General features: G+C 54.5%; 12 protein-coding genes and 1 other RNA gene. 7 read left to right on the top strand and 6 right to left on the bottom strand.

Annotation, left to right across the window (positions count from 1 at the left end; genetic code table 11):
- Window positions 1-48 precede the first annotated feature (48 nt).
- Window positions 49-145, bottom strand: an RNA gene (gene ffs / locus LPB19_RS10855) — signal recognition particle sRNA small type.
- Between the two features lie 110 nt (window positions 146-255).
- Window positions 256-1,002: a 2OG-Fe(II) oxygenase gene (locus LPB19_RS10850; RefSeq protein WP_206642924.1), complete on the bottom strand. Its 747-nt coding sequence runs from the start codon at window positions 1,000-1,002 to the stop codon at window positions 256-258.
- A 112-nt stretch (window positions 1,003-1,114) separates the two neighbouring features.
- Here LPB19_RS10850 and LPB19_RS10845 point away from each other — a divergent pair, with 112 nt between their 5' ends.
- The 7 genes from LPB19_RS10845 to xrtA all read left to right on the top strand — a co-directional run bounded on the left by LPB19_RS10845 (window position 1,115) and on the right by xrtA (window position 11,863).
- A complete protein-coding gene (locus LPB19_RS10845; protein ID WP_206642923.1) occupies window positions 1,115-2,035 on the top strand; it encodes a D-hexose-6-phosphate mutarotase in 921 nt (306 codons plus the stop codon).
- 27 nt (window positions 2,036-2,062) lie between these two features.
- On the top strand, window positions 2,063-2,878 hold the full coding sequence (locus LPB19_RS10840) for a lysophospholipid acyltransferase family protein (protein WP_206642922.1): 816 nt from the start codon (window positions 2,063-2,065) through the stop codon (window positions 2,876-2,878).
- A complete protein-coding gene (locus LPB19_RS10835) occupies window positions 2,878-3,825 on the top strand; it encodes an SDR family oxidoreductase (protein WP_206642921.1) in 948 nt (315 codons plus the stop codon). The genes LPB19_RS10840 and LPB19_RS10835 overlap by 1 nt, the downstream gene beginning before the upstream one ends.
- Window positions 3,826-3,875: 50 nt before the next feature.
- Window positions 3,876-6,005, top strand: a complete 2,130-nt coding sequence (gene prsK, locus LPB19_RS10830; protein ID WP_206642920.1) for an XrtA/PEP-CTERM system histidine kinase PrsK — start codon at window positions 3,876-3,878, stop codon at window positions 6,003-6,005.
- A 187-nt stretch (window positions 6,006-6,192) separates the two neighbouring features.
- Window positions 6,193-7,509: a PEP-CTERM-box response regulator transcription factor gene (gene prsR, locus LPB19_RS10825; RefSeq protein WP_266097066.1), complete on the top strand. Its 1,317-nt coding sequence runs from the start codon at window positions 6,193-6,195 to the stop codon at window positions 7,507-7,509.
- A 70-nt stretch (window positions 7,510-7,579) separates the two neighbouring features.
- Window positions 7,580-10,276 carry a tetratricopeptide repeat protein gene (locus LPB19_RS10820; protein WP_206642918.1) on the top strand — a complete coding sequence of 899 codons (2,697 nt, stop codon included), beginning with the start codon at window positions 7,580-7,582 and terminating at the stop codon, window positions 10,274-10,276.
- A 90-nt stretch (window positions 10,277-10,366) separates the two neighbouring features.
- The gene (xrtA, locus tag LPB19_RS10815) at window positions 10,367-11,863 is read left to right on the top strand and encodes an exosortase A (RefSeq protein ID WP_206642917.1); all 1,497 of its coding nucleotides are present in this window, start codon (window positions 10,367-10,369) and stop codon (window positions 11,861-11,863) included.
- Here the strand turns inward: xrtA and LPB19_RS10810 are convergent.
- The 4 genes from LPB19_RS10810 to LPB19_RS10795 all read right to left on the bottom strand — a co-directional run bounded on the left by LPB19_RS10810 (window position 11,845) and on the right by LPB19_RS10795 (window position 15,631).
- Window positions 11,845-12,759: a formyl transferase gene (locus LPB19_RS10810; protein ID WP_206642916.1), complete on the bottom strand. Its 915-nt coding sequence runs from the start codon at window positions 12,757-12,759 to the stop codon at window positions 11,845-11,847. The genes xrtA and LPB19_RS10810 overlap by 19 nt on opposite strands.
- Window positions 12,760-12,803: 44 nt before the next feature.
- Entirely contained in the window at window positions 12,804-13,946 is a 1,143-nt protein-coding gene (locus LPB19_RS10805) for a GNAT family N-acetyltransferase (protein ID WP_206642915.1), read from the bottom strand.
- Between the two features lie 107 nt (window positions 13,947-14,053).
- Window positions 14,054-14,908, bottom strand: coding sequence for a cupin-like domain-containing protein (locus tag LPB19_RS10800; protein ID WP_206642914.1), 855 nt, complete (start codon window positions 14,906-14,908; stop codon window positions 14,054-14,056).
- Between the two features lie 186 nt (window positions 14,909-15,094).
- Window positions 15,095-15,631, bottom strand: a complete 537-nt coding sequence (locus LPB19_RS10795) for a GNAT family N-acetyltransferase (protein WP_206642913.1) — start codon at window positions 15,629-15,631, stop codon at window positions 15,095-15,097.
- Window positions 15,632-15,754 lie beyond the last annotated feature (123 nt).

The raw sequence follows: 15,754 nt of genomic DNA, 5'->3' as shown, positions 1-15,754 counted from the left end.
TGATAAAGTCGTTGGAAAGAAGACAAAAAGAGGGGAATCTGGGGGTGACCCCACCAGCGACACTCCGGCACACAATTCCACCGCTGCGGCTGCTCCCTTCCGGGCCTGACCGGGTTCACGGTTTCATGTTGCGGAGGCACCAATGGGGCCACCATAACGCGCTTCGGGTCTGAACCCCGAAAACGGCGCGCATATTAGCAAATGGGTTTGCCGACTACAACGACATTTCATCTAACAGACCAAAAAGCACGTCAATCAGAGCGGCAATGGCACCTCGTCTTGCCTGAACCAGCACGCCAGACTGTACCGGGTCCGATTGGCAGGCAGGACCTCGTGGGGAACTTCTTCACTCAGGAAAACCGCCACACGCCCCATCTCCGGCAACACCAACCCGCATACTTCACGCTCGCTTTCGCGGTTAAAGATGCGAAGTTCGCCACCATCCTCCGGGCGCCAGTTATCATTCAGGTACAGCACGAGGCTCACCACCCGCGAAGAGCGCCCCTGGAAACTGTCCAGATGCCTACGGTAAAAGTCTCCGGAGCGAAAGGTCGCGTAATGGGTTTCAAATCGCTTCAGGCCAAGGAATAAACGCCGATTCAAGCCAGCGCGGATGGCGTCAAAGTGCTCGAACAGTGCTTTCTGAGGCTCGGTAATGCCCTGAAGCCAGGCAATTTTATCCCGGCGAATGGAGCGATCCTGAACATGGTCAGCCCCGCGCCCCACACCCGCCTTCTTGAGAGCATCCGCGCGCTCCAGCGCCTCCACTTCAGACGCAAGGGCATGCAGCAGCGGCCTACCGAGGCGATCGCTGACGTCCAACGTCGTCCAACCGTGCTCTGCCAACGCATCCGCCAAGCTGTCCAACCAGCAATCAACTTGCGGCTCGGGATCTGAGACAGCATCAAGACCAGCAAATCTGGCGCCAATCGCTTGCTCAATCACGCACGCTTCCGCCTTGTCCAGACCGGCGTCAATCGCCGTCACAATTTCCCCAGCCATCGGGCACTCCAAAAAATATTGTCTTATTTTAGGCATAGTTCTCGCGGCAGCGTGAGATTTAATTTACTCTCTTTGTACGCATGTACGCTTAACTTTTGCAGACCGAAAAAGCATGTCTGAGAGCAGTAACCGGCCTCCCCTCTCGCTGTCGCCGGGCCAATGGTCCTTCACGAGATGGAGCACAATCGGGCAACTGGAAGCCCTGAAGGTTCATCATCCTCTCTTTAAGGCAGTAATCTGCCTTCAGGGTGCCCACCTCACTCAGTTCACCCCTCAGGATGAGAAGGGCTGGCTCTGGCTGAGCAATGCGGCGCGCTTTGAATCCGAGAGAGCCATCCGGGGAGGGATCCCTGTATGCTGGCCATGGTTTGGCGACCCGAAACGCAACGCGCCGGAAGTACGCAAGCGCATTCTTTCCGATAAAGCCCATGGCTTCGCGCGTACCGCGCTGTGGAAGCTGGAAGATGTTCGGGAAAACGCTCACGAAGTGGAGATCAGCTTGTCGCTGGATGCCACTGAGGATTTTTCCGACCAATGGAGTGGTCACGCCATAGCGTTAATCACCTTCAACTTTTCCGTGCGCGGCTGTCAAATTGCCTTGACTACCACCAATCTCAGCCCGGATCCGCTGGCGTTCAGCCAGGCCTTGCACTCCTATTTCCCCACATCGGACATCACCCGAACGCGTATTTTGGGCCTCGGCAACAGCGACTACATAGACACCCTTGACCATTGGCAATACCGGAATCAGGAAGGTGCCGTTTATTTTGACGGCGAAACCGACAGGATCTACGAAAGCGGAGAACCCCTGACAATTGTGACCCCGGGTGGAAGCCGCCGGCTCAGAACCGTGGGCAGCGATTCCACCGTGGTCTGGAACCCCGGGGCGGAAAAAGCAGCCCGGCTGTCGGATTTCCCGAACCTCGCCTGGAAGAATATGCTTTGCGTTGAAACCGCCAACGCCGGCGGCGACTACCGGGTACTGAGCGAGGGCCAGAGTCACACGCTGGGCGTTCTGATAGGACGCATGTAACGGACTTTAAAGCAACAGGGAGTAGGCATGGGCCTGACGTCGTTGATCAAATCGAAACTGGTGCCTCGGGCACTTGAGCAACACATCGATCGCATTCAAAAGCCCATAGGTAGCCTCGGTTACGACCCCTGGGGTTACAACAACAATGCCATCAAATATGGCCTCGGCCTGCTCAAACCCATCTATGAACGCTATTTTCGCGTTCAGGCCCACGGAGTCGAGAACGTCCCGGCCGACGGGCCAGTCCTGCTGATCGCCAACCACAGCGGCCAGCTGCCGATTGACGGCCTGCTGATTGGCTATGCCCTCGCCGCCCGGGAAGAAAGTCCGCGCATCCCCCGCGCCATGATTGAGCGCTTTTTTCCAACCGTTCCCTGGCTTGGCAACCTGCTGAACGAAGTCGGGGCAGTGCTTGGAGACCCGGTAAACTGTGCCAAGATGCTCGCCAACAACGAGGCAATTATCGTTTTTCCCGAGGGCATTCGCGGCTCCGGCAAGCTCTACCATGATCGCTATGAACTCAAGCGGTTCGGAAATGGCTTCATGCATTTGGCCATGAAATACAAAGCGCCGATTGTGCCCGTAGGTGTTGTAGGTTGCGAGGAAACCATTCCGGCCATTGCCAACATCAAACCACTGGCCAAGGCCTTGGGTGTGCCCTACGTTCCCGTCGCGCTGCCAGTGGTTCTGCCCGCAAAGGTACACCTGAACTTCGGTGCCCCCATGTACTTTGACGATCTTGAGATTCCGGAAGAACAGGTCACAGAACGTGTTGAAACGGTCAAGGCTGAAATCAACCGCCTGATAGACAAAGGACTGAGTGAACGGACAAGGCTCTTCTGATGACAAAGCACCAAAGACCCCACATCCTGGTTACTGGCGCCGCTGGCGCGCTGGCACAACAGGTCATCGAGCGCCTCAAAGAAGACTGCGACCTGGTCGCCATTGATTTCCGCGAACAGGTGTACCTCGGCGACGATATTCCAAGTTACTGCATCGATTTCAACAAGCGCGTCTTCGAGGACCTTTTCCGGCGCTATGAATTTGATGGCGTGATCCACCTTGGGCGCATTTTATCCAGCGAAATGACGCGCATGCGTCGATACAACGCCAACGTGCTCGGCACCCAGAAACTACTGGATTTGAGCCACAAGTACGGCGTCCGGCGTGTGGTTGTTTTGTCGACGTTCCATGTCTACGGTGCGGTTGCCTACAATCCCGCTCTGATCGACGAATCGGCACCGCTGAAGAGCGCTGGCCTGAGCGCCGACCTGATCGATTCGGTGGAACTGGAAAACCTGGCCAACATTTATCTCTGGCGCTACCCGGACCTGAACATCTCAATTCTCCGGCCCTGCAATATTGTTGGCCCCGGAGTACGCAACGGCATCAGTACGCTACTCGCCGGCGAACGCGCGCCAGCGCTCGCCGGGTTTTCGCCCATGATGCAGTTCATTCACATTGACGACATGGCCGACGCGATCGTGCTGGCATACAAGAAGCCAACGCGCGGCATCTTCAACGTCGCACCGGAGGACTGGGTGGCCTACCAGCATGCGCTCAAGCTCGCGGGCTGCCGGCGAATCCCAATACCCTCAGTGCCGCCAATCCTGCCTACACTCATTCTGAGGGCCCTGAAGCTTAGAAGCTTTCCGTCTTACCTGATGGCGTTTTTCAAGTATCCTGTCGTTATCGATGGGAGAGCCTTTGCCAAAGAATTCGACTTCAAGCCGAAGCGGCCGCTCAAGGAAATATTCCGGTTCTACCGGGATAACAAGAAACCCGTTTGAGGCCCTGACGCCCGACAGGGTGATGGGCCACTTAACGCAGGAAGCGATGAATGCTAAGTGATTTTAGCGCCATCAGTTATATAGCCGCCGCCGTGACCTTCGGTCTGTTGACCGGATTGGTTGCGGCCCGCTACCTGCGGAGGGACGTTGACCGGGCGCTGCTTCTTGCCGCAAGCGTAACTGCCATCTGGGCGGGCGTGCTGGCCTCCCAGACGCTGTTTGGCACGCCTGGCTTCTTCACCCGCTATCTGCTGGAGCTACTCCGCTACGCCGCATGGATCACCCTGCTGTTTGCCATGCTGAGAAACGCTGCCCGACACGGAAAGCTGAAAGGACAGATAAAAAGAGTCCTCGGTATCTCCACCGCCCTTCTTCTGTCCCTTCTGCTCGGGGTCGGCCTGCTGGAGCTGGTCCTCGACGAATCCCTGCTGACAGGAAAAGCCCGGATTCTCGGCCAGATTGCCCTGGCACTGCTGGGTTTGTCGTTGGTAGAGCAAATCTGGCGAAACTCCCCCGGATTTGGGCGATCCAGCATCAAGTATCTGTGTATTGGCATTGCCACTCTGTTTGCCTTTGACTTTTTCATGTACGCCGACGCTTTGCTGTTCGGTCAAATTGCAGAGTCTTTCTGGAATGCCCGAGGCTTCGCAAATGCCCTTCTGGTGCCGCTTTTTGCTATCAACGTGATCAATACCCGGAAACAGCCCGTTGACTTCCAGCTGTCCCGATCGGCGGTGTTTCATGCCGGCACCCTGGTCTTTGCGGGCGCCTACCTGCTGTGCCTTGCGGTCGGTGGCTATTACGTCCGAATACTTGGCGGTAGCATCGGAGATGCGCTTCAGGTTCTGTTCTTCACCGCAGCCCTGATTTTCCTGGCCACACTGATACTTTCTCGCCGCATTCGGTCAAAGTTAATGGTGCTGATCAGCCAGAACTTCTTTGACTACAAATACGATTATCGCGAAGAGTGGCTGAAAATGACCCGGGAACTGGCCAACCTCAGCGACGACCCGCCCTTGCCCGAGCGCGTCACCCGGATTTTGGCTGGCCTGGTGGAAAGTAACTCGGGTGCTATCTGGCTCAAAAATGACCAGGGAGCCTATGTATTGCAAGCGTCGGTCAACCTTCCAGCATCTCGACACACTCTCATTGATGCCGATTCTGATCTCGTTCAGTTTTTCAAGCGCCGGGAATGGATCGTGAATCTTAACGAATACAGGGCTGATCCGGTTCGTTACGATTTGCTTGAAATACCCGATGCCATCGCAGACATACAGGGTGCCTGGCTGCTGATTCCGATGTATCTGGGCAACGAACTGTATGGCATCACTCTGATTGGCATCCCCTACGCCAAGGTAGAACTTAACTGGGAAAACTTCGATCTGGTCAAGGTTGTCGCCCGGCAAACCTGCAATCTATTGGCTCAGGCAGATGCCCAGAACCGCCTGTCCCGCGCCATGCAGTTTGAAGCGGTTAGCAAAGCCTCGGCATTCATGATTCATGACCTGAAAACAGTGATCGCACAGCTCTCGTTGCTTGTTACAAATGCTCCCAAACACCGGAATAACCCGGCCTTTATCGATGACATGATTAAGACCACCGACCACGCGGTCCGGAAAATGTCACGCCTCGTGAGCCACCTGCGCCGTCCCTCGGGTGACAATCCCGGACAACGCAGTACCCTGGACCTCACCGCGCTCACCAAAAACCTCCTTGAGCACTACATTCGGCAAGAACCAGCGCCCCAACTGGAAGGCAACCCGCCGACAGCCATCATCCAGGCGGACGAGGAACAGCTCCGGAGTGTCCTTGGGCACCTGATTCAGAATGCTCAGGACGCCACTCCTGCTGAGGGAGAAGTCACCTTGAATATCAAAATTGCCAAGGGCAACGTTGTACTTTTCATTCAGGACTCTGGCTGCGGGATGTCGGAGGAATTTATCAATGATCAGCTATTCAAACCCTTCGAGAGCACCAAAGGGTTAACGGGCATGGGCATTGGCGCTTTTCAGGCGCGCGAATACATTCAGGAACTCGGCGGAACAATCGACGTCACCAGTAAACCGGGCGTCGGCTCCTGTTTTTCTGTCATGATTCCCTTGGCCAGCGATCAGGGGGCTTCGAAAAAAGTATCGCAGGCCGACTCTCAGGCGCAGCAGGACCAGCAAAAGGTCAATTGATAGACTTTTCTGGACGATCAGCTATCAGGAACATTGCAATGAGCCTATGTTCAGTTAAGAATCATCTTTAAGGCTGTCACGGAACCGTGAGGTCTAAAGGACAAAAAAGCACACAAACAAGGGAATTGTTTCTGTCGTGACTAGACGACTCTTAATCGTAGAGGATGACCCGGGCCTGCAAAGTCAGATGCGCTGGTGTTTTAGTGACGATCTTGAGGTGACCGTCGCCTCCGATCGAGATTCAGCCCTGACCGCGCTGCGTCGCGTTGAGCCAGACGTTGTCACATTGGATCTGGGGCTTCCGCCCGATCCCGGCGGCGCCACCGAGGGTTTCAGTCTTCTTGAGGAGATTCTGCGCCTGTCCCCGACCACCAAAGTCATTGTTGTTACCGGCCGGGAAGACAAAGAAAACGCGGTGAAAGCCATCGGCATGGGTGCCTGCGATTTCTATCAAAAACCCCTCGACGCAGACATCTTGACGTTTGTCGTCAACCGGGCATTTCGGCTGGCGGAGCTGGAACGCGAAAACGAATACCTTGCGACCCAACGCAGCGGCACCAGTATTAAAGGCATTGTAGCTGCCAGCCCCCAGATGCTCGCCATCTGCAGAACCCTCGAAAAAGTTGCGCCGACCGACGTCACTACCCTGATTTCGGGGGAAACCGGAACCGGCAAGGAATTGCTGGCCCGCGCGTTACACGACTTGAGCCACCGTGCCGACAAGTCATTTGCCGCCATCAACTGTGCAGCGATTCCCGAGAACCTTCTTGAGAGCGAACTGTTCGGTTTTGAAAAAGGCTCATTCACCGGCGCGACTCATACCAAGAAAGGCAAGATCGAAAGCGCCAACGGCGGCACCCTGTTTCTGGACGAAATCGGCGACATGCCGATGGCACTGCAGGCCAAGCTGTTGCGATTCCTTCAGGAGCGCGTCGTTGATCGGGTAGGCTCGGTGCAGCCAATTCCGGTCGACGTTCGGGTCGTGTGTGCAACGCATCGAGACGTCCGCGCACTCATTGACGCCGGAGAGTTCCGAGAGGATCTTTACTATCGGATCAGCGAAATTACACTGGATGTCCCTCCGGTCAGAGAACGAGACGGGGATGCCCTGGTGATTGCCCAGTCCCTGCTCAAGTCGCTCGGAAAACAAATGGATCGGCCGAGTCTCACGTTTTCTGAGGATGCCGCAAACGCCATCAACACATACGCCTGGCCCGGCAACGTCCGGGAGATGATCAATAAGGTCAAGCGGGCCACGATAATGGCCGATGGCAAACGGGTAACGGCTGAAGATCTTGAACTGGTGAGCACAGACACGCCGGCAGGCCAAACCCAGCTCAATCTGAGACAGGTTCGCGAAACGGCAGAACGTCAGGCCATTTTGCAGGCTCTGCGGGCGTGCAATTTTAATATCGCGCAAACGTCAAGACTGCTGGGTATTACCCGCCCAACCTTATACAACCTGACCGACAAATACCGGATTAACACGTCACAGGAAACCTGATCGGATACCTGAACATACAAATCGCTTTCAGACTGTAAAGAAGGATCAGGAAAGCTAAAGGAATCGGGCTATGACACCAGCTGCTGCGTTACGCTCCGCCCTTATCTCTATCGCCCTACTCTTTTCCCTGGCGGGCTGTGGCGGCGAGAAAGAAATGAGCCAGCAAGAGATCCAGTATTTGAGTCACATGGATCAGGCACGATTTTACCAGCGACAAGGAGAGCTCAGAGCAAGCACGCTGGAAGCCAGGAGCGCCATCGAAATGCAGCCAGGCAAGGCTGACCCCTACTTCCTTATGATTAACAACCTGCTGATCGCCGGTGACGCCATCAACGCCGAGCGACAGGCGAAACAGCTGCTGCAACAAATTTCAGACAAAGATGTCAGCCCGACGGTAAACAACCAGGCAAATCTGATTCTGGCTGAGGCTTTCCTGAAACAAGAGAAATATGACGAAACCCTCGCAGCACTCAAGGGCATTACCTCGGCGGACAACCCAACCAAACTCAAGGCTGCGCTCCTGAAAGCCCGGACCCATCTTTTATCGGGTAATCTGAGTCAAGCCGAGGACATCTACAATCGGGCTTTAACGATGGATCCCGGCTCTGTTCAGGCTTTGATAGGCTTATCCAAAGTCGCCATGTTTGCCGGTGACAAGAAAAAAGCCACCGCTCATGTATCCCGGGCAGATGAGATCGATCGAAACAACGCCGAACTCTGGCTCTGGAAAGCGGAAATTGCCCAACTAGACGAGCGTTGGGAGGCAGCAGAGGAATCCTACATCCGGGCGCTGGAAGACATCGGCCAATACGATGTCATGACGGCTCAAAAGTACACCACCATCACGGCACTCATTCGGGTTCTCCGGGCCCAGAGCAAGTTCTCAGAGGCCTACGTTTATGAAGAAATTCTCGCCAAATCGCCACCTGGCCAGGTCAAAAGTAACCTTGTCGCTGCCAACAAAGCGTTTGAGGCCGGCAATTTGCGAGAAGCCGAGCGCTACCTCGAAGAGGCGTTGAAGCAAGCACCAGACCACCAACCGAGCACGTTGATGCTTGCTCTCGTGCGTTTCGAACAGGGCCGGGCCGACGACGCGCAGAAGTTACTTGCCCCCATCGTTCAACGTGGGGGATCGCCCCTGGCCAGCAAGATGTTGGCGGCCTCCATGCTCCAGCAGGGTAATCCCAAGGGAGCCCAGTCCACGCTTGCTGCGCTCGAATCGAACGACACCGATCCAGAAATCCTGACACTGGTAGCCATTGCCGCTCTTGAAAACGGTGATTGGGAAATCGGCGAGGCGCTGATGGAAAAAGCACTATTGCTGACGCCAGATAATCATGACCTCAGACTGAGATACGCCAGTTACCTGGGTGAGCATGGTGCCCACGACAGAGCCCTTGCCCAAATAGGGCTGGTCCGCTCGAAAGCTCCGGATCTGGATAAAGCCCGCAGCCTCGAAATCCAGAGCCATCTGAGGGCGCGGGACACCTCATCGGCCATCGCAGCGGCTGATTTGTGGATCACGGAAGAACCGGACAGTATCGCTGGGCTGCTCGCACGAGGTAATCTCGCCATCGCTCTCGGCGCGTCACAAGAAGCAAAGAAATACTTCACCGAAGCTCAGCAAAAAGACCCGAAGTCGGTTGCTCCGCTCATTTCTCTGGGTAGACTCTCTCTCCTGCAACAAGACCACACCCAGGCCAAGCGCGAATTCCGCCAAGCTGTGCAGATGTCACCAGACAATCCGGCTGCACTGCAGGGGTTCATCGCTGCATTTGGCAAGGAAGAAACAACAGCATTCATGCGCGCCATTGCCGGAGAACATCCCGACGCCATTGGTCCCAGACTCATCCTGTTAGAGATCGCCCTGCTTGATAGCAATATTAAAGAAGCCGAACACCTAACGGACGAGCTGCTCGAAAGAAAGGATGAAGACACACCAGCGCCAGCAACCGATCTGGTCGCAGACCTCTATACCAACGCAGTCGAAAACCTTGCTGGCGCTGCCAAACACGAGCAGGCGCGCACGATTCTGAACCGTGCCCTGGTGCTGTTCCCAGACCATGAAGGAGTCGCGATTCAGGCCGCCAAAGCTGAATTTTCGAGAGGCAGGCCGGATGAGGCGCAAGCCATTCTCGAACGGGCCAGGGAGCAACACCCTTTCTCAGCTTCATTCTACGTGATCGAAGCCGATTACTTCGAACAACAAGGCGATTACCGTAAGGCTGCTGAGCGATACAAAACGGGCCTCGACAAGCAACCCGATGAGACGCTTGTGGCCGGCTACGTACGGAATTTACAGCTTTCTGGCCAGGTGGATGAGGCGCTTTCCTATCTTGAAGCAGAGCTCAACGATCACCCACGCAACCTGAAACTTCGTCTGACCCTGGCCATGTTGCAGCAGTCCGTCGGTAAGGAAGGGGACGCCAAAGCCAACTATGAAACATTGCTGGACCATGTTCCTCATAACACTGTCATCCTGAATAACCTGGCCTGGATTTATCACAAAGAAGGTGATGACAGGGCCATTGAAATGGCCCAGAAGGCGTACGAACTTACGCCGGATAATGCGGCCGTTGCAGACACCTACGGCTGGATACTTTTAAAGTCCGGAAATCCTCAAAGCAGCGTTCCGATTCTTGAAAAAGCCTATGAATTGGAACCGGATTCCGAGGAAATTGCCAGGCATCTTGCCGAGGCTTACCAGACAGCTGGCATGGACGCAGAGGCGGACCGCATTCTGAAAAGAATTGACGAACAAGGCTGACCAACCAGAACAATAGACCTCAGCCAGTTGCAACGGACAAACGCGGTGTGAGTATAGGGCCCAGCGGTGACGTGTGGCCATAAGGACTATATGAGCAGCACTCACTCAATTTCACGCCAGGTTCTGTGGATACTTTCCATCCCCCTTATCGCTGTTGGTTTTTGGGCAGAGTGGCGGGACTTTCTGGCCCTTTGGCGCGATTCCATTGTCTATAACCATGGGTATCTCGTGCTTGCGGGCGTGGCGTATCTGCTTGTCCTCCAGAGAGATAAACTCGCCAGTTTGAATATTGTCGGCTCGCCCCTGGCGCTGACTCTGCTTACCGCCGCCAGCGTGCTGCTGGTTCTGGCTCAGGCCGCCGACATCCGAGTCATACGCCTTCTCCTTGTACCGATTGTCATCATCTTATGGGGGTGGTCTATCTGGGGGCTGCCATTCGTGAAAATAGCGGGTGGCCCACTGCTGATGCTGATCTTTGCCGTGCCCATCTGGGACGATCTGTCCCCTTGGCTGCAATTCATCACCGTATTCTTCAATAATCTATTACTGAACCTGTTCGATATTGAAGCCACCATCAACGAGTTTCTCATCGTGCTCGATGTGGGTGTGTTCCACGTTGAGAATGGTTGTAGTGGTGTCCGTTACTTGATGGTCGCCATGTTCCTCGCCGCATTCTATGGTCAGATCTACTACCAGAGCTTCACATCCAAAACCCTTCTCATCTTGATCGCAGCGCTGCTTTCCATGGTATCGAACTGGATCAGGGTGTTCGGCATTATCGTTGCCGGACACTACACGAACATGGAAACAGAACTGGTCGAGGATCACGAGTTGTTCGGCTGGGCGATATTCGTCCTCTTCACCCTGATTCCAATGTTCTTCATCACTGGCGTCCTGGCGCCACCTGCCTCGGCCTCCCGTGAACAACCGCGTAGCGTGGCGCAGAGCAAAAAGTGGGCGACCAATATCTGCCCGATTATCGCGTCGTTACTGCTCCTCTGGCCCGCCATTCTCGCTCAGGCACTGGAAACGCAAACAGAAGAACTCGCGAAGAGCTGGAATCCGTCGCTGGTGGAGCCCCCCAGGGGATGGCGGGGACCTCTGCCCCATGCATCAATTTGGAGGCCCCGATACACCAACCCGGACATTGATCTGAGTGGTGTCTATGTCTCCGATGACCTGAAGCAGGTTCAGCTCCAGATCATCGGTTACCGCCGTCAGCTTCAGAACAAGGAGCTCATCTTTCACCGAAACCGACTTTTCGATTCCAGAACCTGGCGTTTGGTATCGAGCGAAAAACGGCCTTTGGCAGGGGCGTCGACTCAAAGTCCTCCGACGGTTAACGAGACCATCCTTCAACACCGCGAGGATGATTCAACGGTGATACTCTGGTCTTGGTACGCAGTGGGTGGGTATCTCACCGACTCCAGAACGGAGGCTAAGATTGCCGGTGCGTTGAAGAAGCTGTCGGGCGACAACCGCGGTGCGCTGTGGGCGCTGGCAGGTCGGTGTTCAAGCCAAGGCGAAACGAATTGCGAGCCCCAGCGAACGGCCTTTGAACGCTTTCTTCACACGGTGCTCAATTGATCAGATCGCGGCTTAGGGGAATCCAGCTCCTGAAACTCGTTGATCAACGCCGTCTTTACTCTCTGGTCCCGCTCGGACTTGTGAGCAATGTAGTCAGCCAGCACACCGTCCTTGATCTGCTGCCACGTTCGCCGTTTGGCCTGCACATCGAACATATGGTTCAAGTACAAGTCGCCCTTTTTAACCAGAGCCGTGGCATGGCAAGACGCCTGCTCAAGGTCAGAAATCGCCTGAATCATCATACGTACCCCAAGCCTCACGACTTTCTCGTAGAGGCTGTTAGGGTTGTCTGAGCCTGAAATGGAAGGCCGTCCCTGATAAATCACGTCGCCATCGTCCACCCCCGGGGAGACGAAGTGGACGGTGGCCCCGACACACTCGGGCTCGCCGTTATGAATCGCCCAGTCCGTAGGGAACAAACCGCGATAAAATTGCGATAGGCCTCCGTGCAGATTCAACACGCCATACGTTGGTATCGCGAGCAACTCGTCCCGCATAATCGAGGCGCCGCACACGGCGATCACGTCAGGTCGCTTGTGCTTGATCCAGCTGCAGTTTTCAGCTTCGTTTATGTCATTAACGCCGCGGGTATACAGCACCTCCACCCCTTCGCGTGGGATCAGCTCCCGGTCCTCTTCACCAAAACTCAATGCGAATTCTGGGTTATTGTAGCTCTGGTGCCGATCAATGAACTTTCGATCAAGAACCTCGCCAACCTTCTTTAAAAAAACCGGCGGGTTACCTACGTATTTCATGGCTTTTTTCGCGAGCGAAGACTGGTCCTTCTCCGGTGTCTGGTTTTCGACAACTACCCCAACTACGTGCAACGCCTTCATGAGTTGATTGGCGAAAAAAATGTCCGACTTGTCCTTACTTACCACCACAACCACTCGCATAATTCCAGTCTCCGTCTCGGAACCCTACCCGGCCCTGGGGAAAGCTATGCCGCACGGACCTTTGGCCGCCTTTCAGATCCGTGTGGCCTGAACACACGCTTCAACATCGGGATGATTCGGTATTCGAGAAAGTACAGGGCCTTTAGCTTGAGGCTATCGCCGAACAATTCAATTGAGCAGAAATCCTTGTACTCCGTCGTCCAGTTACTCAAATACCAGTAGTCATCGGCACAGGTGTAATACTGCTGGTAACGGCCTTGCTCAAAGAGATGCTTGAGCGCGGAGCACTCCAGCACCGACCCCGGTGAGTAAGCTTTGTACTCACTGTCGTAGTCCGCACGAATGGGATACACCACGTTGTCGAATATGAGGTGTAATTCAAAAGCGACAGGCCGCTCTTTGTCTCGGATGACCCAGGCACTCAAACTTTCTGATGGCCCCAAAACCTTGATCAGGTTGACCAGAAATTGTCTGCTTCTGGTGTTGGATTTCAGGTCATTGCCAACGGTAGACTTCCAACTGCGGGCAGACACCGTTATCAGATCCTCCACAATCGGCTGATCCGTCGACCTGATCTTTTCTTCATGAATCGTAAATCCACCATATTTTCGAAACCGATTCATTTTGTGATTCAGGCTTTTTTTCAGGCTGCGAGGCCGGGAACGGTAGAAGTCTTCCCAGCTCTGGTTGATGTTAACCACCGGTGTCCGAAGGCTTGGTTTTTGTCCCACGCGTTTATGGGCTTTACCTCTCCCGGGATCATCCAATAAAAAATGCTGTAGCTCGCTGTCCTGTTCCACCTTCAAGAACAGACCAATCTCTCCAGCTCCCACCTGGGTCAACAGTGAAAAAGCCCTATTTCGGGCAGCTGGACTCAAGGCCGTATCGACAATGACGGACGAATACGGGGAGTGTCCGTTCGCCGCCAATTTTAAAAGCGTGACGGTAACACCCCGATACCGGTGTTTAAGGCGAACCAGTGGAGCGACCCCAACCAGTTCCGGGCCTTGATACACACATCGGAATTCCATCTCCATGCCACCTTCCAGCGAGAAGGCCTTCCACCACGACCACAACCAGGCAAAGGTCATAGGCAGAGGTACCGGGTTCACCTTCCCTACGAAGCTGTCCCACTGCTCCCTGATGCACTCAAACTCTGTTGCTGACCTGACCACGATTAATTTCACGCGGATGAATGTCCCTTTAGGTTGGATGAATAACAAGTCCGCGACCAAGTGGAGCTGTTGGAAAAGGCCAGCCAACGATGCCGACCGCATGACTGTCCCAACTTAGCTCACGCTGCGGAGACCTTGTGCTTCACTTTGCGCAGCACATCCAAGACATCAATCGCCCGTCGCTTGATCCAGAAATTCAGCAAGGGTTGATGCAACCAGTCCTTAAGGCTGTTTTGCATCCAAAAATAATTCACCGACACATTCCGTCCTTCCGCCTGGATGTAATGCCAGGTTCCGGCCGGAATGAAAAGCGCCTGCCCCTCCTCTAGCCACCCGGCCAAACCACGGGCTTGCCCTAACTTGGGAAAACTTTTGAGATCTGGTTCTACGCAGTTCACCTGACTGTCGACAACACGATTTTCCCGAATCGCTCGGAGACTGAACGGGCTGTAGGCGTACATGCAGTCGCTTTGCTCGGGCGAAAACAGAATGAATCGTTTGCGCCCCTCAAGCATCATTAGCAAACTGTGCGTTTCGTCGTAATGCAGCAGGGAGGTGTTCTTTCCAGGACCGACGTAGAGGTTGGAAACCCGAAACCCGGTTTCAGGCACAAAGCGCGGCAAGCTGACCTGGATTTCAGAGGGCAAATCGCCGGAAACACCACGCCCCTTCAGCGGTTCCAACGCATAACCATCATGAGTCGTTTCCATGATGTCGTTGAAATCGCCGATCGGAATACGCTCAAAGCCGAGATAATGAAAAATACCGTCATCGGACTTTCGCTGGATCCGGATCGTCTTCAGGTGTTTTCTGAAATAGTCGTAGCTCCATTCCCGGGTAAAGGGCAGCGCTTCACGAACACCATTCAACAGGACCGGCTGCCGGCCTCGAATGTACGGAAGCAGCCCATCTTCAGTCGTGGGAAAAGGAATAGATTCAATATCTTCTGGGCCTGCCAGATCAAACAAGTTCATATTTACGTCCCTTTGCTACGAACTGTCCTGACTATTACTGTGACGGCAGGAAACACAAGACACAACGTGACCAAAATCACAGTTCCAAATTTTCTTAAGGGTATAGGCCATGCCCCAAAAAGCTGCAAGAAGCATCGCCCGGGAAATCCCGGCGTTTAAGCTTGTGAAGCCTCGATAGCACCGGATTCACAAACCGTATTCAAGTCTGTCGAACTGCGGCTGGGCCCAGGTGAGTTTTCCATCCCTGAAGGCCATGCTCAGAATGACTCGGCCAAATACCCGACAACTCCAATAGGTAAAAAGGGGTTGGAATCCCACCCTTTTCAGGGCCGCTTTCGAGGCAGTATTGTGGCTATCGACAGCCACCAGCGCGAACCGTGTTTCCGGGCCTTTCGCCTGCATCATCATCTGTAGCAGGCTTTGAAAGTAGCCTTTTCCACGGTGTTCCTCAGGAGTCGCGCAATCCCAGATGTACAGCGAATGATCGGGCACACGCATATTCAATTCGTGCAGAATACCCACCTTTGCCCCGGGCCCAGCCATCCAGCCATAACAGACCGGAACATCGTCGACGAACAGTTCATACAGAAAGTTTCCCTGCTTACCGCGTTTCTCGAATTCATTTTTTGAGAAGGGTAAGCGCTGCCGGTACTCGTCCGTCAAAACCAGATGTCGGCCCTTGTCTTCTGCGGGACCATCGTGCCTGACCGGTTGCTGAAGCATTATTCCTATCTTGAACTCAACACGCCGGTTCAGCCAACGCTTGCCTGTCCCTAGCCAACGCCTTAATGTGCTCAATGTTCCTGCATCCTCTGGATTCTGTTGCAGTTACGGCTCAATAGTCTC

The sequence above is a fragment of the Marinobacter salinisoli genome (assembly GCF_017301335.1).
Lineage (GTDB): Bacteria > Pseudomonadota > Gammaproteobacteria > Pseudomonadales > Oleiphilaceae > Marinobacter > Marinobacter salinisoli.
The sequence above is the reverse complement of the archived record's forward strand: the minus strand, read 5'-3'. Positions and strand labels throughout refer to the sequence as shown.